The 21006-nt window shown below is 63.3% G+C and carries 18 protein-coding genes and 3 pseudogenes; 11 read left to right on the top strand and 10 right to left on the bottom strand.

All coding sequences use genetic code 11. From position 1 onward, the window contains the following. Positions 1-7 precede the first annotated feature (7 nt). The 8 genes and pseudogenes from FJ970_RS30005 (at position 8) to FJ970_RS29970 (ending at position 7645) form a co-directional block, all read left to right on the top strand. Complete coding sequence (locus FJ970_RS30005) at positions 8-676, top strand: amino acid ABC transporter permease (RefSeq protein ID WP_140764376.1); 669 nt, start codon at positions 8-10, stop codon at positions 674-676. 10 nt (positions 677-686) lie between these two features. Next, complete coding sequence (locus FJ970_RS30000; protein ID WP_140764379.1) at positions 687-1352, top strand: amino acid ABC transporter permease; 666 nt, start codon at positions 687-689, stop codon at positions 1350-1352. 37 nt (positions 1353-1389) lie between these two features. Continuing rightward, positions 1390-2265, top strand: coding sequence for a dihydrodipicolinate synthase family protein (locus FJ970_RS29995; RefSeq protein WP_140764382.1), 876 nt, complete (start codon positions 1390-1392; stop codon positions 2263-2265). A gap of 4 nt (positions 2266-2269) precedes the next feature. Next, positions 2270-3523, top strand: a complete 1254-nt coding sequence (locus FJ970_RS29990; RefSeq protein ID WP_140764385.1) for an NAD(P)/FAD-dependent oxidoreductase — start codon at positions 2270-2272, stop codon at positions 3521-3523. Between the two features lie 48 nt (positions 3524-3571). Continuing rightward, positions 3572-5033 (top strand): annotated as a pseudogene (locus tag FJ970_RS29985) (aldehyde dehydrogenase family protein). After that, a complete protein-coding gene (locus FJ970_RS29980; RefSeq protein ID WP_140764388.1) occupies positions 5030-6082 on the top strand; it encodes a proline racemase family protein in 1053 nt (350 codons plus the stop codon). Before FJ970_RS29985 ends, FJ970_RS29980 begins: the two are co-directional and overlap by 4 nt. An 11-nt stretch (positions 6083-6093) precedes the next feature. After that, positions 6094-6861 (top strand): SDR family NAD(P)-dependent oxidoreductase, encoded by a 768-nt coding sequence (locus FJ970_RS29975; protein ID WP_140764391.1) that lies wholly within the window; start codon positions 6094-6096, stop codon positions 6859-6861. Between the two features lie 28 nt (positions 6862-6889). Continuing rightward, on the top strand, positions 6890-7645 hold the full coding sequence (locus FJ970_RS29970) for an SDR family NAD(P)-dependent oxidoreductase (RefSeq protein ID WP_140764394.1): 756 nt from the start codon (positions 6890-6892) through the stop codon (positions 7643-7645). 109 nt (positions 7646-7754) lie between these two features. On the opposite strand, the pseudogene FJ970_RS29965 reads toward FJ970_RS29970, so the two are convergent. The 6 genes and pseudogenes from FJ970_RS29965 to FJ970_RS29940 form a co-directional block, all read right to left on the bottom strand. After that, a pseudogene (locus FJ970_RS29965) lies at positions 7755-7904 on the bottom strand (transposase); the annotation flags it as partial. Positions 7905-8180: 276 nt separating this feature from the next. Continuing rightward, positions 8181-8594: a bifunctional hydroxymethylpyrimidine kinase/phosphomethylpyrimidine kinase gene (locus tag FJ970_RS29960; RefSeq protein WP_227791971.1), complete on the bottom strand. Its 414-nt coding sequence runs from the start codon at positions 8592-8594 to the stop codon at positions 8181-8183. A 364-nt stretch (positions 8595-8958) separates the two neighbouring features. Then, the gene (locus FJ970_RS29955) at positions 8959-9780 is read right to left on the bottom strand and encodes an ABC transporter permease (protein WP_140764400.1); all 822 of its coding nucleotides are present in this window, start codon (positions 9778-9780) and stop codon (positions 8959-8961) included. A 2-nt stretch (positions 9781-9782) separates the two neighbouring features. Continuing rightward, positions 9783-11063, bottom strand: coding sequence for an ABC transporter permease (locus tag FJ970_RS29950; protein WP_140764403.1), 1281 nt, complete (start codon positions 11061-11063; stop codon positions 9783-9785). 8 nt (positions 11064-11071) lie between these two features. Next, on the bottom strand, positions 11072-12124 hold the full coding sequence (locus tag FJ970_RS29945; protein ID WP_140764406.1) for an ABC transporter substrate-binding protein: 1053 nt from the start codon (positions 12122-12124) through the stop codon (positions 11072-11074). Further along, positions 12121-13305, bottom strand: a complete 1185-nt coding sequence (locus FJ970_RS29940) for an ABC transporter ATP-binding protein (RefSeq protein ID WP_415752019.1) — start codon at positions 13303-13305, stop codon at positions 12121-12123. The genes FJ970_RS29945 and FJ970_RS29940 overlap by 4 nt, the downstream gene beginning before the upstream one ends. A 298-nt stretch (positions 13306-13603) precedes the next feature. Between FJ970_RS29940 and FJ970_RS29935 the strand changes: the two genes are divergently transcribed. Next, on the top strand, positions 13604-14992 hold the full coding sequence (locus FJ970_RS29935; RefSeq protein WP_140764409.1) for a PLP-dependent aminotransferase family protein: 1389 nt from the start codon (positions 13604-13606) through the stop codon (positions 14990-14992). Positions 14993-14995: 3 nt separating this feature from the next. Beyond that, a complete protein-coding gene (locus tag FJ970_RS29930) occupies positions 14996-16255 on the top strand; it encodes an NAD(P)/FAD-dependent oxidoreductase (RefSeq protein ID WP_140764412.1) in 1260 nt (419 codons plus the stop codon). A 326-nt stretch (positions 16256-16581) separates the two neighbouring features. Here the strand turns inward: FJ970_RS29930 and FJ970_RS29925 are convergent, their stop codons facing one another. The 4 genes and pseudogenes from FJ970_RS29925 to FJ970_RS29910 form a co-directional block, all read right to left on the bottom strand. Next, the gene (locus FJ970_RS29925; protein WP_227791970.1) at positions 16582-17028 is read right to left on the bottom strand and encodes a MurR/RpiR family transcriptional regulator; all 447 of its coding nucleotides are present in this window, start codon (positions 17026-17028) and stop codon (positions 16582-16584) included. A gap of 92 nt (positions 17029-17120) precedes the next feature. After that, entirely contained in the window at positions 17121-17438 is a 318-nt protein-coding gene (locus FJ970_RS29920) for a hypothetical protein (protein ID WP_227791968.1), read from the bottom strand. 228 nt (positions 17439-17666) lie between these two features. Then, a pseudogene (locus FJ970_RS29915) lies at positions 17667-18367 on the bottom strand (C45 family autoproteolytic acyltransferase/hydolase). Then, positions 18364-19806 carry a PLP-dependent aminotransferase family protein gene (locus FJ970_RS29910; protein ID WP_227791967.1) on the bottom strand — a complete coding sequence of 481 codons (1443 nt, stop codon included), beginning with the start codon at positions 19804-19806 and terminating at the stop codon, positions 18364-18366. The pseudogene FJ970_RS29915 and the gene FJ970_RS29910 overlap by 4 nt, the downstream one beginning before the upstream one ends. Positions 19807-20079: 273 nt before the next feature. Here FJ970_RS29910 and iolE point away from each other — a divergent pair, with 273 nt between their 5' ends. Further along, entirely contained in the window at positions 20080-20988 is a 909-nt protein-coding gene (iolE, locus tag FJ970_RS29905; RefSeq protein WP_140764418.1) for a myo-inosose-2 dehydratase, read from the top strand. Positions 20989-21006 lie beyond the last annotated feature (18 nt).

The following is a 21006-nucleotide window of genomic DNA, read 5'->3' as shown; positions in this document are numbered from 1 at the left end:
GGGGGCCGTGAATTATTCCTTCGATCTGCAGGCTGTCACACGCAACCTGCCCCCCCTTTTCGACGGGTTGGTTGTGACGCTCCAGCTGACGATAGCTGCAAATCTCATCGGGCTGACGCTCGGCTTCGTGGTTGCCTTGCTGATTATGAGCCGCTGGGCAGTGATCCGGCTCCCGGCGACACTGTTTGTCGAATTCTTCCGCTGCACGCCGGCAATCGTTCAGATAGTCTGGTTTTTCTATTGCGTGCCGATGCTGTTCAACGTGTTTCTCGGCTCGATGACCATGGGAATTTTGGCCCTCGGTTTTAACCTGACCGCGTTCAACGCCGAGGCTTACAGAGCCTCGATCCAGGCAGTTCCTCGCGAGCAGATTGACGCCGGCATCGCGCTCGGTCTCAATCCCTGGCAGCGCATCCTCTACATCGTGCTGCCAACTGCATTCCGGGCATCGGTGCCCGTACTGCTGACCAACGGCATCGTCATTTTCCAGCAAAGCGCGCTGGTGGCGATCGTCGCGGTTCAAGACCTCATGTATCAGGGCAAGACGCTCGCCACCGAAACATATCGGCCGATCGAGACTTTTACCGTCGTGGCGCTGATCTATTTCGCCGTCTCGTTTCCGGTCACGCAGATCGTCGGCTATCTCGAGCGTCGACGCGAAGCGATGGCAAGCTGAGAGCCGGGCCATGAACCTCGATTTTCACGTTCTGGTGCGGTTCGAATATGCGCTCTTGCTTGGCCTGTGGACGACGCTCAAGCTGACGCTGGTTTGCGTCGCTCTGGGCTGTGCACTTGGCTTTCTGCTCGGCCTGTCCAGGACATCCCCCAGCCGCCTGCTGCGCGCGGTATCCAGCGTCTATGTCGAGTTTTTTCGTGGCACGCCGGTTCTCATCCAGCTGTTCTGGATTTTCTTCTGCCTGCCGCTGCTGCTAGGCATTGAGCTCTCCAACTTTGTTTCAGGAGTCATCGCGCTCTCGCTCTATATGGGTGCGATCACGAGCGAGACGTTTCGCGCGTCCCTGAAATCGGTCGGCAAGGAGCAGATCGACGCCTGCGTGGCACTGGGGCTGCCGCGCTGGACCCAGATCACCAGCGTTGTTCTGCCCCAAGCGGTGCTGCGGGCCATCCCAACCCTGTTGTCAAACTGCATCAGCCTCTTCAAGGAAAGCGCGCTGGTCTCGGCGGTAGGCATGGCCGACCTGATGTTCGTCGGCCAGAACATTTCGAACAATACCGCGCATCCCGTCGAGGTTTTGACTGTAGTCGCCCTGATCTACTTCGTCATCGCCTTCCCGCTGACCCGCGCCGTGACGCTCATCGAGCGCCGCATTCTGACCAAACTCGCCATCTGACGCGTCCGGAAAAGGCGCTTCCTACCAGGAGACAATGATGAAACTTAGAGGTGTAATGCCAGCACTCGTCACCCCGTTTGGCGACGACGGCAAGATCGACTTCAAGCAGTACGAGAAGCTGCTGAACAAGCTTCGCAATGATGGCGTCAAGGGTTGGGTGCCGTGCGGCTCGACCGGCGAATACAACGCCATGACTTCGGATGAACGGGCGTCCGTACTGAAATTCGTGGCTGATTTCGCCAACAAGGACGAACTGCTGATCGCCGGCACAAATGCAGGATCGACCTGGGAGGTCATCGAGCACACCAGGCGCGCCCGAGACCTCGGCTACGACACGGTTCTACTGTCGGCGCCGTTCTATGCTACGCCTGCTCCGAACGAACTGATCGGCCATTATCGTTCCGTCCTCGACGCCGTCGACGTTGACATCGTCGTCTACAACTACCCGCCGAAAGTCGGAGTCGAGGTCGGGCTCGACGTGCTCGATGCCTTCGTTGACGAGCCGCGCATTCTCGGCATCAAGGAGTCCAGTGGCAACCTGCTGCGCGCCATAGACATCCGCTCGCGCTATGGCAGCCGCTACCAGGTGACCAATGGCTCCGACGACCAGACGCTCGACTTCTATCTCTGGGGCGCGACGTCGTGGATCTGCGGCCCAGCCAATTGCATGGCCAAGGCCTGCGTCGATCTGGTGAACACGATCGAAGGCGGCGACTGGCTAGGCGCGCGCGACATGATGCAGGTCATCTACGGCGCGATGTCCAGTCTCGAAACGGGGAAGTTCGTCCAGAAGGTCAAATATGGCTGCGAACTGGCCGGCACGCCTGTCGGCCTGGGCCGCAAGCCGCTGCTGGCGCTGACGGACGAGGAAAAATCCGCTTTCCGCAAGGCCATAGAACCTGTGATCGGGTAAAACGATGTCTGGCGCGGGCACAGAGCAAATCGCGGTTGTCGGCGCCGGCATCATCGGCGTGGCTATTGCCTACGAGTTGCAGCGCCGCGGCAAGAGCGTGACGCTGATCGACCGCGACAAGCCCGGCCTCGGCGCATCCTTCGGCAACATGGCGAGCATCGCCGTCACCGAATTCATGCCGGCGTCGCGGCCTTCGGTGTGGGCTCAGATGCCCAAATGGCTTCTCGACCTCGAGGGGCCGGTGCGAGTGCGGCCCTCCTATCTGCCGAGGCTCACGCCATGGTTCCTGCGCTTTCTCGAAGCCAGCCGTCCGTCGCGCGTCCGCGAACTCGAGGCGGCGGGTGCCGCGCTGTGCAAGCGGGTCTACGACGACCTCCTGCCGATGCTCGATGCGGCAGGGCTTTCCGATATGCTGACGGACGAAGGCTGCCTCAGCCTCTATACCGACGAGGCCGAGTTCAAGGCCGACCGTGAACACATTGAGGTCCTCGAACGTTTCGGCTTTCCGCACGAGGTGCTCGGCGCTAATGCGCTCCGCGCTCTTGAGCCGGCGATCACGACGAAGATCGGCCGCGCGGTGCTGTTTCCGCAAAACCGCTCGGTGCGCGACCCCTACAGACTTGTCGTGTCGCTGGCTGAGCGTTTTCTTGCACTCGGCGGCCGAATGGAAACCGGCGAGGTTGCCGGCTTCGACCGTTCGGGTGACAAGCTGGAAGCCATCCGCCTCAAAGACGGGCGCCGCATTGCGATCCCGTCGGCTGTGCTGTGCGCCGGTGCCCATACCGGACGTCTGTCCAGGCTTCTGGCCGAACATATTCCGCTCGAAACCGAACGCGGCTACCACACGCAGATCATGGCACCCGGGATCTCCATGCGGCACTCCATCATCTGGCCCGCGCGCGCCTTCATGGTGACGCCAACGGCCGGCGGCATCCGGGTCGGCGGCACGGTGGAGATGGCCGGTCTCGATGCGCCGCCCGACTACAGGCGCGCCAAGGTGCTGGTGAAGCGCGCATTGGAAGCGCTGCCCGACCTGCAGGCAAACACAACGACTGAGTGGATGGGCCACCGGCCGGCGCTGCCCGATACGGTGCCGATCATCGGCCCATCAGCGAAGACAGGCGGGGTCTACTACGCCACCGGCCATGGCCATCTCGGTCTGACCTATGCCGCCACCACGGCCCGCCTCATAGCCGATCTCGCCACGGGCAAAAAACCGCCGATCGACCTTCGCCCCTATCGCGTCGACCGGTTCTAGCGGAGCCAAGCATGAGTACGCTACGCCCAACCATCAAGAGACAATCAGATGCGGACTGACCTCTATATCGACGGACAATGGTGCAAGCCCATCAAGGGCGGCACCTTCGCGGTCATCAATCCTGCCACCGAGGAGATCATCCATCATGCGCCCGCCGGCACGGCCGAAGACATCGACGCGGCAGTGACGGCCGCCCGCAGGGCCTTTGATGAAGGCCCTTGGCCGCGGCTGTCGGGCGGCGAACGCGCCAGGTATCTTCGTGCCATCGCCGATGGAATTCGGACTCGCCAGGCCGAACTGGCGCAGCTCGAAGTCATTGACAATGGCAAGCCCTTGCCCGAGGCCGACTGGGATGTGGCGGACGCCGCCGGCTGCTTCGATTTCTATGCCGGTTTGGCCGAGGGGCTGGATGCTAACGGCGCCGAGCCGATCGCGCTTGCGGATGCCCGCTTCGCGTCCAGGGCGGTGAAGGAGCCGATCGGCGTCGCCGGCGCCATTATCCCGTGGAACTACCCGTTGCTTATGGCCTCCTGGAAGGTCGCACCGGCTCTGGCAGCCGGCTGCACCATGGTGCTCAAGCCGTCCGAACTGACGCCGCTGACGGCGCTTGAGGTCGGCGCCATCGCCGATGATGTTGGGCTGCCCGCTGGCGTGCTCAACATTGTGACCGGCTTTGGAATGGATGCCGGCCAGCCCCTGATCGACCACAAGGATGTCGACAAGCTGGCCTTTACCGGCTCGGTGCCGACCGGCTCGAGGGTCATTGCGGCGGCAGCGCGTGACATCAAGAAAGTCAGTCTCGAACTTGGCGGCAAATCGCCGTTCCTGATCTTCGACGATTCCGATGTCGAAAAGGCCGTTGAGTGGATTCTGTTCGGCATCTTCTGGAACCAGGGCCAGGTCTGCTCCGCGACCTCGCGCGTGCTCGTCCAGGACGGCATATATGACAGGCTTCTGCGGCGGCTCGTCGAGGAAACCCGGAAGATCAAGATCGGCGACGGGCTGGCGACTGGAACGTTGCTCGGACCGCTTGTGTCCAAGCGTCAATACGATCAGGTGCTCAGCGCGATCGACAAAGCGCGTAGCGCCGGCGCCACGATAGCGGCCGGCGGCCAACGGGCGCCGGGGTTCAACAAGGGCTACTTTTTCGAGCCGACGATCATCATCAACGCACCGCTCGACAGCGACGCCTGGCGCCAAGAGATTTTTGGTCCGGTCGTCTGCGTACGCTCCTTCTCGACCGAAGCCGAAGCCGTCGCGCTGGCCAATGACAGCCGCTTTGGGCTGGCCGCCGCTGTCATGTCGGCCGACGACGAGCGCACCGAGCGCGTGGCGGCCGGCATCGTCTGGATAAACTGTTCGCAGCCGACTTTCACAGAAGCGCCCTGGGGTGGCTACAAGCAATCGGGCAGCGGCCGCGAACTGGGGCGGGGGCCTGGAAAACTATCTTGAGACCAAGCAGATCACCCGGATGACTGGCAAGGACCCATGGGACTGGTACATCAAATGAATTCTCTTTCGGCCCCCAATTGGCAACGGTCCATCGAACTGCTGCAGGTGCACTGCCAGGGCGAGATCGGCAAGGTGATCGTCGGCGGCGCGCCAGAGATTCCCGGCGCGACGATGCTCGACAAGATGAACTACATCAACAGCGTCGACGACAGCCTGCGCCGCTTCGTGACCTTTGAGCCCAGGGCCAGCGTCGCCATGTCGGTGAACCTGCTTGTCGCCCCCTGCCAGCCGGACACGGACGCCGGCTTCATCGTGCTGCAGGCCGACCGGGCGCATCCGATGTCGGGAAGTAACTGCATCTGCGTCGTGACCGCGCTGCTGGAATCCGGCCGCGTGACTATTCAGGAGCCGGAAACCGTCGTCCGGCTGGACACACCAGCCGGCTTGATCGTCGCCCACGCTCGCTGTTCGAACGGCCGCTGTCTTTCCGTCAGCCTCGACAATGTGCCGGCCTTCGTCGAGGCCCTCGACCAGACAATCGAAACGCCGCGCTGGGGGCGTCTCAAGGCCGATATCGCCTACGGCGGCGTCTACTATGCCATCGTCGATGTCGAACAGGTCGGGCTTGAAATCGCGCCACGCCACGCTCGCGCCCTTGCCGAAGCCGGCATCGAATTGAAGGCGTTGCTGGCGGAGCAAATCTCGGTGCAGCATCCCGAATTGCCCGACATCGACGAGATCGCCTATGTGATGTTTCGCGGACGCGACGACGACGGCGCGGTGCGCACCTGCACCACGCTGAAACCCGGCCGTGTCGACCGCTCGCCATGCGGCACCGGCAGCTCTGCCAATCTGGCGGTGCTGCACGCAAGGGGCGAGCTCCAGATCGGCGATGTGCGCAAGTCGCGATCCATCATCGGTGGCGAGTTTCTCGCAGAGGCGATCGGCCTGACCATGGTCGGTGACAGGGCTGCGGTGCTACCCAGGATCACCGGTCAGGCATGGATCTATGGCCGGGAACAATTGCGCCTGGACGACGATGACCCGTTCGCCTTTGGATTTGCGCTCTCCGATAGCTGGGGACCGCAGGTCGACGAACTCGGTTGATTGGAGATTCAATGTCGTCCCACAGCAAACCTCTGAGCGGCCAGACCGTTCTTGTGACTGGTGCTTCCGGCGCCATCGGCAGCGCGATTGTCCAAGAGCTCGTGCAGGAAGGTGCCCGCCCGATCATTCACTATGGCCGGGACCAGCACGGCGCGGACATCCTCCTCAACCAGATTGGCGGGGCCGGATGGACGGTTCAGGCAGACTTGGCCTCCGCTGAGGGGCCATTAGGGTTGTGGAACCAGGCCGTCGGGCTTGCCGGCCGTGTCGACGCCATTGTGAACAATGCGGGCGTGCGCACCGAGATTTCCGTCGAGGCTGATCTCGACGACTGGCAAGCGGCCTGGCGCCGGGAGTTTCAGCTCGACTTTTTCGCCGTTACCGACCTTTGCAAGGCTGCGATCCTTCACTTTCGAGCGCATGGCGGCGGCCGCATCATCAACATGGCGAGCCGCGCCGGCCAGCGCGGCTACAGTGCCGAAGCGATGCCCTATGGCGCGGCCAAGGCGGCGCTCATCAATCTCACCAGATCGATCGCCCGCAGTTTCGGCGCCGACGGCATTGTGGCGATAGCGATCGCGCCAGGCTGGGTGCGGACGCAAATGGCTAGGGAATTCGTGTCGCGCTTTGGCGAAGCGGCGGCGGTCGCCGACATTCCAATCGGTAGGATGGCGGAGCCATCCGAAATCGCCGAGCTGGTGAGCTTTGCGCTGCGCCCCTCGCAACGCTCGCTCAGCGGCGCAACGCTCGACGTCAACGGCGCCAGCTACATCAGATGAAATGCCTTCAGGATCCAAGAGGTTTGAAATGAAGCGGTTCGAACAAAAGGTCGCCATCGTCACGGGTGGCGGTGGCGGGATCGGATCGGCGATTTCACATCGCCTCGCCGATGAAGGCGCCTTTGTCGCGGTTATCGACATGGACCTGAGCTCGGCTGGTTCCGTGGCCTCCGACATCTCCGCGAAAGGCGGCAAGGCGCGCGCAATCTGTGCCGATATTTCCAACGCGGTTGCCTGCGCCGATCTGGTTGCGGATGTCCTGCGCATCAACGGACGCATCGATATTCTTGCTAACAACGCCGGCATCAACCGGCGCGGCAACCTGCTCACTCTAACCGAAGGCGACTGGCACGCCTGCTTTGACGTCAATCTGCACTCGATGTTCTACCTCTGCCGGGCCGTGCTGCCGCACATGATCGAGCGTGGCGGTGGTGCGATCATCAACACCGCATCACAATGGGGGCTGCATCCCGCGCCCAACCATATCGCATACAATGTGACGAAAGCCGCGGTTGCGTCCTTCACGCAGAACCTCGCCCGCGATTACGCGCCGCACAAGATCCGCGTCAACGCCGTGTGTCCGGGCGAGATCCACACGCCGATGCTGGAGGCTGGCGTGAAGCGCTCCGGCAGAACGATTGCCGACCTCGACAGGCTTGTCCCATTCGGCCGGATTGGAAAGCCAGAGGAAGTCGCAGCACTCGTTGCCTTCCTCGCGTCGGACGAAGCCCAGTTCATGTGCGGATCGCTTGTCGAGATTACTGGTGCACAGGCCGTGGCTTGAACCCTGATGCTGGTGGATGGCGACCAGCATAAAAAGATTGCCGGCATTCCGCTCCTGGATTTACGCCGTGCATGTCACGCGCAACATCCGCAACTTTGACTTTTCGATCAGCCTCTATCGACAGCTCGCGCACCCATTCGCGCAGCACATTCTCGTGGAGATCGAGGTCGCGGGCAGCCTGGGCCACCGCAACGCCCCGATCCTTGATCAATCTCACCGCCTCAATCTTGAACACGCGGCTGAACTTCCTTCTTTGCATTCCAACTCTCCAGTTCCGTTAAACACCTTATCTCGGTGTCCGAAAAACCGGCAGCAGGCCATTTCGGTGCACGCCGGATGCCTCCTGACCGTTTAGCGGATCTGACACGTCGTTGCGTCGGAAGTAAATCCTGCTCAGTTTCACAGAGAGCTATGGCGTACTATGGCGTGCAAATCGGCGGGGTCTGCTTCGCGCCATGACAGCCGTTCAAAGGCCAAGGCCTCGCAAGACGGCGCCCGCTCATGTGGGCAGATCAACTTGCGCATAAAGCCGCCGTCACAAGGCTGCATGCTTCTCCAGTCTCTCGAATACAAAAAGCTTGCCTTTACGCGCGCTGTCTTCAAGCGGGTACGCCTTCGCCAGGTGCGCCGCAATGGCGCTGGCCAGCATGCAGCCCGTCCCGCGCATCGATGCGGCAAGGCGCGGCGTATCGAAGCGGATCGGTTCTTGATTGGAGCGCAATAGGATGTCGGTCGATCGGGGTCCCGATGCATGACCGCCCTTGATCAGCACGGCCCGCGCACCCGCGCCCAGCAATTCCTGGCCCTGCCTGACCGCGCCGCCCTCGTCGGCAGCGCGCTCTGCGCCCACAAGCAGCGCCAGTTCGATGATACGAAGGGTATGGCTGGGCGAACGACCCACTAACTGATTGTTTTTGTTGAAAAGACGGCGGCCCTCCAGGTCCGCCAAAAGACCGATCTAAGTAATTGATTTGCTGCATTCTTTTGAGAGGGCCCCACAATGTGGACTCGAACCCCTCTCTCCGACCAAAACCAACCCCCCAGCGATTTTCCTCGCGATCTCAGAGCCGCCCGAGCCGATATTAGGTTGTCCGAGGGGTCGAATCGCTAGCGTTACCGTGTCTCCTACATTTGGAAACGCTAGGTTTTCCACGACGCGACGGAAGCTTTGCGTCAATGTCGGCCATAGTGATCCGCTTTTCCGCTCTCCGAAAGTGGACGTTGCCTGCGATGAAGGTGGTGGTTGGCCGTTTCGAATATGACTTTAGCTAGATCCTTTGACGCCTCGACGCACCAGCGGCAGCGAATCCCGTTCAGCGGTTAGATGCCTTTCTGCCGCGCCGCGCCAACAGGTTGGCGACCACCAAGAGTATGATCGACAGCGCCATCATCAGCGTCGCGGCGGCGGTGATCGCGGGGCTCAGCTTTTCGCGTAGCCCGATGAACATTTCGAGCGGCATGGTGCGCTGGCTGGCGCTGGCCAGGAACTGCACGACGACCACCTCATCGAAGGACGTGACGAAGGCAAAGGCCGCCCCCGAAAGCACGCCGGGCAGGATCAGCGGCAGCATCACCCGGAAGAACGATGTCAGCGGTCTGGCCCCGGAAATCGCGGCGGCACGCATCAGGTTGCGGTCGAAGCCGGTGAGGCTCGCGCCCACCGTCACCACCACGAAGGGGCTGGCAAGCGCGGTATGCGCCAGGATGATGCCGGCATAGGTGCTGGCCAGACCGACGCGGGCGTAAAACAGATACGAGCCGACGGCGGTGATCACCACCGGCACGATCAGCGGCGACAAAAGCAGCGGCATGATGATGCGGCGCCCCGGGAATTTCTCGTCGGAAAGCGCGATCGCCGTCAGCGTGCCGAGCGTCGTTGCGATCAGCGTCGTGCCGAATGCGACGATCAGGCTGTTGCCGATCGCCGACTGCCAGCGCTGCGTGCCGAGCACCACCTCGTACCAGCGCGTCGAGAGGCCTTCGAGCGGGAAGATGAAGAAAGCGCCGCTGTTGAACGAGAGCGGCACCGGGATGAGGATCGGCACCAGAAGGAACAGCATCACCAGCCCGCACCACAGCCAGAGCAGGGTGACGCGGATGCGTTCGCCGGTGGTGGGGTAGGGGGAGAGCAGCATGGCTATACCAGCTTCAGGCGATCAAGGCCGAGGATGCGGGCGAAGATGCCGAACAGCGCCAGCGTGAACACCAGCAATATGAAGCTCAGCGCCGCCGCCATCTCCCAGTTCAACTCGACGTTGACATAGTTGGCGATGAAGTTGCTGATCAGCTGGTCGCTCGCGCCGCCGATCAATGCCGGCGTGATGTAGTAGCCGAGGCAGAGGATAAAGGTCAGCAGGCAGCCGGCCATCACGCCCGGGAAGACCTGCGGAATGTAAATGCGGCGGAAAGCGGTGAACGGCCTGGCGCCGAGCGAATAGGCGGCTTTCATCTGCGAGGGCGGAATGGTGCGCATGACGCTGTAGATCGGCAGCAATGTGAACGGGAGCTGGATATGCGTCATGGCGATGATGAGCCCTATGCGGCTGTACATCAGGTCGAGCCGGTCGCTGACGATGCCGATAAACAACAGGAAGTCGTTGACCAGCCCGAACTTCTGCAGCAGCACCGTCCAGGCGGCGGTGCGCACCAGGATAGAGGTCCAGAACGGCAGCAGCACCGCGACGATCAGGATCGCCGCCAAGCCCTTCGGCACGTTGGCTATGAGATAAGCGAGCGGGAATCCGAGGATCAACGTTGCCAGCGTCACAGATGCCGCGACGAGGAAGGTGCGCAGGAACACCTGGATAAAGATCGCCTGCTCCGGTGGTACGCGTTCGATGCCGCCATCGGCGTTCCAGCGCAAATCCAGCGCGCTGAGCAGGTAGAAGGAGGTCAAGCTGTGCGTGCCGCTCCGGATCGCCGGCCAGGTCGCCGGCGCCGACCAAAACGGCACCGACTTCAGGGCATCGAGCGCGGCCTGGCCGTCGGCGCTTTCGAGCTTGCGCACCGTCTTCAGCACCTGGCTGCGCGCGCCCGGCAGGCGGGCGTTCAGGCTCTTGGCCAGTTCGTAGGCCGTGCCCTTGGCCTTGGTGTCCTTGAGGTCCGTCGCGAGCGCTGCAAGGGTATCGTCGCCCGGCAGGCCCTGGCCGTTCCAGCCGGCCAGGGCCTTGGTCGTCTTGGGCAAAGCATCTGCAATGGTCGGATCGTAGACCGCGCGCGACAATAGCAGCACGATCGGGATGCCGAAGCTCAGTGCCAGAAGCACAAGCAGCGGCGCCGCCAGCGCCAGCGAGCGCAGCCGGTCGCCGAATTCGGCGCGACGGAGCGCCGCCGACACGGATTTGAGATCCGCGTCGGCGGCAGACCGGTCGCGGGCCAGCGTCGGCCGGTCGAGTTCGCTGGGCTGGAGCGCCGACATCCTTGCCCCTACTGGGCAAGCCAGGCGTTGAAGCGCTTGACGAGATCCTCACCATAGTCGCCCCAGAACTCGGTGTCGGCGACAAGATAGGCGCCCTTGAGATGGTCCGGAGCGTTGGGCAGCTTCGGCAGCGCGTCCGCCGCCACGAAGGACGCGGCGTCGGTGCGCACCGGTCCGTAGGTGATGTAGCTGGCGAGCTTGGCGTTGTTCTCGGGCTTGCTAATATAGGCGAGGTACTTGTAGGCAAGCTCCGGATTGCGCGCGCCCTTCGGAATGCTGATCATGTCGTATTCGAGGATCTGGTCGTTCCAGACGATCTTGAACGGCTTCTTATCGGTGTCGATGGCGTTCTGGATGCGGCCGTTCCAGGCCGTGGTCATCACTACTTCCTTGGAGGCGAGAAGCTGCGCCGGCTGCGCGCCGGCATCCCACCAGACGATGTCCTTCTTGATGGTGTCGAGCTTCTTGAAGGCGCGGTCGGCGCCTTCTGGCGTTGCCAGCACCTTGTAGACATCGGCAGGCGCCACGCCGTCGGCCATCAGCGCCCATTCGAGGTTCTGCGCCGGGAATTTGCGCATGGCCCGCTTGCCTGGGAATTTTTTGATGTCGAAGAGGTCGAGGACCGAGGTCGGCGCCTCCTTGAGCACCGTCGGATCATAGGCGAGGATGTCGCCGTAAGTGTCGAGCCCGACACCACAATCGAGCGCCGAGCCTTGGATGAATTTGTCGCGCGGCGCGATCTTGGAATAATCGAGCCGCTCAAGGATGCCGGCGTCACAACCCTGGAGCACGGTCGCGGTCTCCACCGTCACAAGATCGATGGGCACGTTGCCGGTCTCGACCATGGCTTTGACCTTGCCGAGATCGCCGAGATATTCCTGCTCGAGGATCTTGGCGCCGGTCTCCTTGCTGAACGGCTCGAACCAGGCCTTGCGCTGCGCGTCCTGCCAGGCGCCGCCGCTCGCCATGATGGAGAGCTCCTCGGCGAGGGCGGCGTGGCCGATCGTCATGACCGCCGTGGCGGCCGCGAGCGCGATGAGATATTTCCTCACATATTTCATGTCGTCTTCCCCTGTTTTGGAATGGCGCCCCCCCTTCCGGCATCGGCCGGAAAGGCACGGCAATCATAGGGCGCGCAGGAGACCGTCACGGCCTCGCCGTTTGCCATCGTCGCTTCGGGACCGACCTTCACGGTCAGCACCTGGTCGTTGGCGAGTCTGGCTAGGAGGCGCAGATGGTCGCCAAGATAGATGCGCCCGTCGACGGTTGCTGAGAGCGCGTTGCCGACGGCGGGTGCCGCCGCGAGGGTGAGCCGCTCCGGCCGGATGGCGACGTGACAGGCAGCGCCTTGCGTCACCCCGACAGCCAAAGCGGTGAGTTCTCCGCCGCCATTCAGCCTGACGCGGCACTCTTTGCCTGAAACGCGGTCGATGACTCCGTCCAGCGTGTTGTTCTCGCCGATGAAGCTCGCCACGAACGAGGTTTGCGGTGTGTTGTATAGGTCGTCGGGTGAGCCGAGCTGAGCGATGCCGCCCTGGTTGAAGACGGCGACGCGGTCTGACATCGTCAGCGCCTCGCTCTGGTCGTGCGTGACATAGACGACGGTGACGCCGAGCATGGTGTGCAACTGCTTGATCTCGAGCTGCATGTGCTCGCGCAATTTCTTGTCGAGCGCGCCCAGCGGCTCGTCCATCAGCACCAGGCTCGGCTGGAAAACCAGCGCGCGGGCAAGCGCCACGCGCTGCTGCTGGCCGCCGGAAAGCTGCGACGGCCGGCGATCGCCGAACTGCCTGAGCCGCACCATGTCGAGCGCGCGCGCCACGCGGGCTGCGATATCAGCCTTGCTCACCTGGCGGACGGACAGGGGGAAGGCGACATTCTCCTCGACCGTCATGTGCGGGAACAGAGCATAGTTCTGGAACACCATGCCGATGTTGCGCTGATAAGGAGGCAGGCGGTCGACAGGCCGGCCTTCCAGCGTGATCGTGCCACGCGTCGGCCGCTCGAAGCCAGCGAGCATGTTGAGCGTCGTCGTCTTGCCAGAGCCGGAAGGGCCTAGCAGCGTCAGGAATTCGCCGCGTGCTACGGTGAGGTTCATCCGCGTCACCGCGAAGGTGCGGCCGTCATAGGATTTCTCGACGTCGGTGAACTCGACAAACCCCCGGCCGGCGGCACTGGTGGCCGGAGCGGCAAGCGAGACCATGGCCGGGGCGGCCGGCATAGCGGCCTGGCCGGTGCTCATTGTCTGCAATCCTGGACGCGGCCGACCGATTCGAGATGCGGTTTGCGATCCATGCCTCGTCCTCCCGGGAACCAGCCTGCCACTAGGCAGGTCGTCCGACTTGTGTGGTCACACAATTAAGCTGAAGTCGACCATAGATGCGGACAACTTTGTCCGTCAAGGGAGTTTTTGCAAAGTTGTATGATTATTTTGATCGGCAATCTTGCGAACATATGTCAGACAAGCTCTATTGTACGGGGCGATGTCTTATGTTAGATGCCCACCGTGACACGTCCGTCAGCCTTGGTTCGAATCCCGCATGCTTCAAGATCTTCGCCTCGCGGAGGATGAAAGTCCGGTCTACCGCCGTCTTGCCGACGCGATCGCGGAACGCATCGCCGCCGGCACGCTCGCGGTCGGCGATCGGCTGCCGCCGCAGCGCGAGATCGCGCGGGCGCTGGGCATCAACGTCACCACGGTAACGCGTGCGCTCTCGACCCTGCAGGAGCAGGGCCTGCTCGAGGCGCGCCCTGGACGCGGCACGACCGTCGCCGCCCGTGACGTCGTCGAGCGGCCCGGCTTTGTATCGGCGCCGAGCGACCAGACTGGCATCATAGACCTTTCCGTGAACCGGCCGCCCACTTCCGCCTATCTCGATGCGGTCGCAGCGTTGCTGCCGCGCCTTTCCAAGGACCGGCACTATGCCGCGCTGCAGGATTACCATCCGCCGGAAGGACCGCTCTGGGGACGCGCGCCCATAGCCGACTGGCTGAAATCCGTCGCCGGCGATGGCGACCCGGGCCGCGTCGTTCTGGCCGCCGGCGCCCAGCACGGCCTGGACTGCGTTCTCGGTGCCGTCACCAGGCAAGGGGAGGTCGTGCTCGCCGACGAGGTGACTTACCAGGGTATCAACGCGCTCTGCCGCGTGCACGGGCTCGACTTGCGGGGCGTCGCCATGGATCGCGGCGGCATGCGCCCCGATGCCTTCGACGCCGCCTGCGTGCAATTGCGTCCGCGCGCGGTGTTCCTGGTGCCGACGTTGCACAATCCGACGACGATCACGCTGAGCGAGGAGCGCCGGCACCAGCTTGCCGCGGTCGCCCGGCGCCACAACGTGCTGATCATCGAGGACGACGTCTACCGGCCGCTGGCCGATGATCCGCCGCCGTCATTCGCCAGTCTTGAGCCCGAATTGACGATCCATCTCGGCGCGCTGTCGAAATGCCTGGCGCCGGGCCTGCGGCTCGGCTTCGTCATCGCCCCGCGCCCGATCGCCGGTCAGATCGCGGCGGCGCTGCGCATCAACTGCTGGAGCATCAGCCCATTGACGGCGCTGATCGGCGCGAGGCTGATCGAGGAGGGGGCGGCGGCCCGCATCATCGAGATCCAGAAACAGGAGCTGCGCCAGCGCCAGACGATCCTGAGCGAGATCCTCGGCCGCTTCGACATCCAGGCGCATCCGACATCGACCCATGCCTGGTTGCGCCTGCCCGAGCCCTGGCGCGGCGCCGGCTTTGCTCGCACCTGCCTGGAACGCGGCGTGGCCGTGCTACCGGGCGATGCCTTCGCGGTCGGGCGCGAGCCGGTGCAGCATGGCGTGCGCATCAATGTCGGCGCCGCGCGTTCCCAGGATGATTTGCGTTCAGCACTCACCACAATGGCCGAGCTGCTCGCGGCCGGCCATCTGCAACTGCCTGGCTTCGTCTAGATCATGATCTCCATACCCGCCGCGGCACCGAAAACCGTCGAGATCGCCATTGTCGGCGCCGGCGTCGTCGGTCTAGCGACAGCATTGCGGCTTGGCGGCGAAGGCCGCGAGGTGCTGCTTATCGATCCCAACGAGCCGGGCTCGGGCGCTTCGTTCGGCAATGCCGGAACGGTCGCCGAGTACGCCTGCATGCCGGTCGGCAACCCGGGAGTGCTGCGCGCGCTGCCGAAGCTGCTTTTCGATCGCGACAGCCCCTTCGCGTTGCGCTGGGCGGCACTTTTCCAGCTCGCACCGTGGCTGCTCCGCTTCGTCCGGCAGTCGCTTCCGGCGGCCACCCACGCCAATGCGCTGGCGCTCGCCGGACTGCTTGCCGAGTCCTTGCCGGCCTGGGAGGAGATGGCGGCCGAGGCTGGCGTCGCCGACCTGCTGCGTCGCAACGGCTGCCTTTACATCTACCGTAGCGAGAGCGATTTCGCTGCCGCAGCTGGCGGACGGGCCATGCGCGCCAAGCTTGGCGTCCACCAGGAAGTTCTGACCGCCGAGCAGGTGGCCGCGCTGGAACCGCGACTGGCTGAGTTTCAGGCGCAGGGCCTCTTTTTCCCGGACTCGATCAATGTCTGCGATCCCAAGACGGTCATGCAGCGGCTGGCGGCGGCTGCTGCGGACCTCGGGGTCCAATTGGTGCGGGCGAAGGTCACCGGTCTGATGTCGGAGGCCGGCGGCGTCCGGCTGAGCGGCCCGGGCCTTGCCACCGTCGCGCGGACTGCAGTGATCGCGGCCGGCGCCTGGTCGCGGGCACTCGCCACGCAGGCGGGCGATAGAATCCCGCTGGACACCGAGCGCGGCTATCATCTGGAATTTCCGACCGCCGCGCCTTTGCTCAACCGGCCGGTATGCCCGGTTGATCTCGGCTTCTACATGACGCCGATGGAGGGGAGGCTGCGAGTTGCTGGCACAGTCGAACTCGGCGGGCTTGCGGCGCCTCTAAATCCGCGACGGCTGACGCTGCTCGATCGGGGTGTGCGGCAAATTTTTCCCGAACTCGGCCGGCCGTCATCCGAATGGCTGGGTTTCCGTCCGTCGCTGCCCGATTCGCGTCCGGTCATCGGGCCGTCGCGCAATACTCCCGGCGTCATCCACGCCTTCGGCCACGGTCATCTCGGGCTCACCTTGGCGCCAATCACTGCCTGCCTGGTCGCCGACGTGATCGCTGGGCGGGGAGATACGGCGCGCTTGGCGGCATTTGCTTCGGATCGGTTTTGACTGCGCCTCCAACCCTAACGCTTTTGGAGTTGGCGATCACCGCGAGCCTCGAACAGTACAGGGTGCGTCGTTGTAACGAGCCACAACTCAGCATGGATCGCCCACCGACTAAGACGACATGTTCCACGGGGCGAATGTAGTCTTGCATCTCGGCCGGCCAGCTTTGCTTTGAACGCACCGGAAAGCTGGCATCGCGGTCAGAAGCCGAGGATGTCGACGCGATCATCCAGACGGAACTTGGCTTTGCTGAAAGCAGAGCGGCTGCCGCGATCAGCCAACCTCTATGTTCATCTCCGCAATGAGCCGCTCGCGCCCGGCCAGTGAGTTTAGCGCCTTATCGCCCAGTTCGCGGGCGACGAGGTTGAGCAGCGCTTCGCAAAAGACAATATATGCGCCCATGCTGTTCGAGTAAAACTGCTGGCGTGCGGGATGAAGAAGGCATGCTCGGCCGGAGGAACGAGCGGCGAGGATCGGGAATCCGTGATCGCGATCACGCTCTGGCCGTTCGCAGTTGCAACCCGGCCGACCTCGGCGACGCTGCGTGTATAGGGCGCGCAGCTTGCGACGATGACCACATCGCCCGGCTCTAGCTGTGACAGCGCTTCGGCGACGCCCAACCGCGGCTCGTCCAGGAGCGCCACGTCGGAGCGTACCATCCCAAGGCAATAGGTGAGGAAGCTCGCCAGCGAATGGAACTGGCGGACACCGTGCACGCGCACGCGCCGCGCGCTGGCCAGCCGCGCGGTCGCGCCCTTCAGCGAGGCACCGTCCAACTGGCCGAGGAAGCCGTCGACATTCGCCGCCGTTTCCCGCGCCAGCCGCTAGAAGACCCCGACTTCGGCGCCGCCTGCCGACGGCGTGGTCATCAGCCTTCCTGGCGGCTGTAGAAATATTGCTGATCGTTGGCGATGGCCTTGCGGAAGACGGCCTGGAAATCGCTGAAGCCTTCGAAGTCGAGACGCTTGGCCAGCCTGGTCAGCGTCGACGGATTGATGCCGAACTGACTGGCAAGTTCCGAGATCGAGCGGACCGCGGACTGTTCGGGCGCGTCGACCAGCTTGGCGAAGACATCATGCGCCTTGGACCCGAGGGAAAAACCTGCTTCGTCGCGGCCGACCGAGAGCGCCAGCGCTCTCAGATCCTCGATGGTGCGCGGCGACTCAGCGACGACTTCGTCTGGCATTGCCCCGTTCCTGTTCACGTCGCGACAGGCACCAGCCTATCCCGCATTTCGAAGCGCGCTGCTTCGTGTGTTGCATCGTAGACAGCCCACTCGACCTTGTCAGCCCCGACGCGGAAGACGGCGCTTGCGAGTGTATTCTCGACATCGCTGTCGGCCGGATCGGTGCGATAGATCGGCAGCTCTTGGTCCGCCGCGTCCCACAATATGCCGAGCGCGCGGCTTTGCGGCTCAGACTGAGGCGCCTGATCCAGCAGCCGCTTCGCCCCGCCGCTGGCGCACGCCCGACGAACCGGTGACGATCTGCGACATGCGTCCGGTGTCGGCATGGATCAGATGGTTCGAATGGACACGCGCCGCTTCGACACGATCGGCCGACAGGGCTTGAGCGGTGAACTCCACGCTGAGAAGCCGCTCGTCTCCAGCTTGCGCCAAGGTGAGGTGAAAGGCGCCAGCGCGCGGTGCCGATCTGAGCAGCGCCAGCGCCGCGTCGAGACCGGGTGCGTCGAATATAGCTCGGCGAGCACCATGCGCGGCGTTCCCGCGCCGCCGGCTAGCGGCCGGATGTTGTTGACCGTCTGCACAAGCCCTCTCGACGTGACCGCGAATGTATGGCCGGGCAGCGAGCCGGGATAGACGAAGGCGGTGAATGCATTGCCGCCTTCGGAAGCGACATGGGCCAGTGCGCAAGGGCCGGCAAAATCCGGGTCGCCATCTTCATTGTGGCCGATGACATGCGGTGAACCGGGCAATTGCACGGTCGTGCAGCCATCCGGAGCCATCGCCCATATGTCGCCGCGGCAGTTCCACAGGAAGACATCATCGAACCTCAATTCGAGCCCGCTGGCCAGGCCCTGCAGTTCGGCCCAGTATCGCGGAAACTGTTCAAATCGAGGGCCAACCACTGGTTCATCGCGGGCAGGCGAGCTCATGACAAATTCCGCACGTGCTCGATGGCCTGGCGCAGACGTCGGATTCCCGCTTCGCTCTCGGCCCTGTTGCAGGCGGCATAGCCAAGCACCAGGCCATTACCGGAGGATGACCAGTAATATTTCGACAGCGGCGATGCGTTGACGCCGAGTTTGTCTGCGCAATGCACGACCGCCCGATCGTCGCAACGTTCGTGAAGCGAGGCAACGACCTGGATTCCGGCTTCCGCCGCCGAAAGGGTCATGTGACCGGCCAGTTCGGTCTCGCACAATTCGTAGAAAAACTTGCGTCGCTCGGCGTAAATGCGACGCATGCGCTTGAGGTGGCGGCTCATGTGGCCTTCATCGATGAAATCGGCCAACGCCGCCTGAAGCACCAGGGGTGCGAACTGCCCGGTGGTGCTCAGGGCATGCGGAATGCCCTCGCACAAGGCGACGGGCAAGACCATGAACCCCAGCCGGAGCGCCGGAAACAGCAACTTGGCAAAAGTGCCGACATAGATGACCCGGTCAGCGTAATCCATGCTCTGTATGGCGGGGACCGGCCTTCCCTGAAATCTGTACTCGCCGTCGAAATCATCCTCGATGATCCAGGAATTGTTGCGCTCGGCGATTTCGAACAGCCGCAGCCGCTGGTCCATGCGCATTGTGATCCCCAAGGGATGCTGGCAGGCGGGCGTCACATAGATCAGGCGCGGTGAAACCTCGGGCTGGCTCATCTGCCAGCCGTCGCGGTCGACGACAAGCGGCAGAATATTGGCGCCAGCGACGGTGAAAGTCGCCTTGGCCGCGTAATAGCCCGGTTCCTCCAGCCAGACCGTGTCGCCCGGATCGAGCAGCAGACGCGCCAGCAGATCGAACGCCGCCTGCGCTCCCGTCGTCACGACGATCTGTTCGGGAGAACACCGCACCCCCCTGGCCGAGATCAGGTAGCCGGCAATTGCCTCCTTGAGCGCCGGCAGGCCGGTCACATGATAGGTGCCGAACAACATGTCGGCGCCATACGTTGCCCGGTGCGCGAGCAGCCTGCCCCAGACGCCAAACGGGAAGTTTTGCGGGTCCGGCATGCCCGGATGAAAGGCAAAGCGTCCCGGCGATCCGTGATGAAAGGGTTGCTGCATCAGGCTCTCGCCGCGCCTGGAAAGCGGGCGATGGATTGCCGTGGCCACGGGTTTGCTGCCTTGATCGGTAGAGTTCACGGGCAGGTCGATGACCACCGGGCGCGCGCCCTGCCGGCTTGCAAGATAGCCTTCCGTCGCCAACTGGTCATATGCACCGACGATAGTGTTACGGGCGAGGCCCAGATCCTCGGCCAGCGCGCGCGTCGACGGCAATTCCGATCCCGGTGCCAGACGACGCCCACGGATCATCGCGGCAATCTGCCGATAGAGCTGGCGATGGATCGGTTCATCGATTGTTCGATCGATGATCAGCGCGTCCATCGGAAAGGCTTGGCGCCTTCGCCTTGATATCTGCATCGGAAAAGCCTCGCGGCATGAGAGCGGATCGAGCTTAGGCGAGCGCCGCGCCGATTGAAACTGGCACCTTCACTTCCCATCAAACTGGCTCTCGCGATGGAGACAGATCGGCGCTTAGATGAAAAGAAAGAGGGAACGACGGGCCAGACAGACCACAAGCGGAACGCCTTCACCGACCTGATTGGTTCGGATGAGGCGCCGCCAGCAATGGCACGGCCTGTCCGATGAGGAGCGATGATGGCTGTCCGCATAGGCATAAATCCGATCACATGGAGCAACGACGACGTGCCCGAGCTGGGCGGGGATACGCCACTCGAAGTCTGCCTTTCCGAAACTGCTGAAGCCGGCTATGCGGGAACGGAGCTCGGCGGCAAGTTCCCACGTGCCAGCAAGGTGCTGGCTGCGGTTCTCGCGACCCATGGCCTTAAACTCGTCTCCGGCTGGTACGATGGCCGGATCTGCGAAAAGGAGGTCGAGGAGGAATTCGAGGCCATCCTGCCGCATCTGACGCTGCTGCGCGACCTCGGCGCCAAGCACGTCGTATACGCCGATACGTCGCGCGGCCGCCATGGCGCCATTCACGATCCTATCTCGCAGCGTCCCAAGCTTGCCGACGGCGAGTGGAAGTCCTACGGCAACAAGATAACGCGACTGGCCGAACGGTTCGCCGATTTCGGCGTCGGCATGGCCTTTCACCATCACATGGGAACCATCGTCGAGACGGATCACGAGATCGGCAGGCTGATGGCCGGTTCAGGGCAAGCCGTTGGCCTCCTCTATGACACCGGCCATTGCCTGTTTTCCGGCGGCGATCCCGAGGCGCTGCTGCGGCGGCATGTCGGCCGCGTCGTCCACGTGCATTGCAAGGATGTGCGACCGGATGTGCTGAAGCGCACTCGCGCCCTGGATATGAGCTTCATGGGCGCGGTGATGGAAGGCATCTTCACCGTGCCGGGAGATGGGTCCATTGACTATTTGACGCTTTTGCGGGTGCTGGCCGACAATGGCTATGCCGGCTGGCTGGTGGTCGAGGCCGAACAGGATCCGGCCAAGGCCCACCCGCTCACCTATGCGACGATGGGCTATCGCAACCTGCGCGATCTGGCTCTCAAAGCCGGTTTCGAGGTCAAGGAACGGAAGAACTGATACCCTTCGGGGGCGCCG

The sequence above is a fragment of the Mesorhizobium sp. B2-1-8 genome (genome assembly GCF_006442545.2).
Classification (GTDB): Bacteria; Pseudomonadota; Alphaproteobacteria; order Rhizobiales; family Rhizobiaceae; genus Mesorhizobium.
Note: the sequence above shows the minus strand (reverse complement) of the source record. Positions and strands in the feature narration are given on the sequence as shown.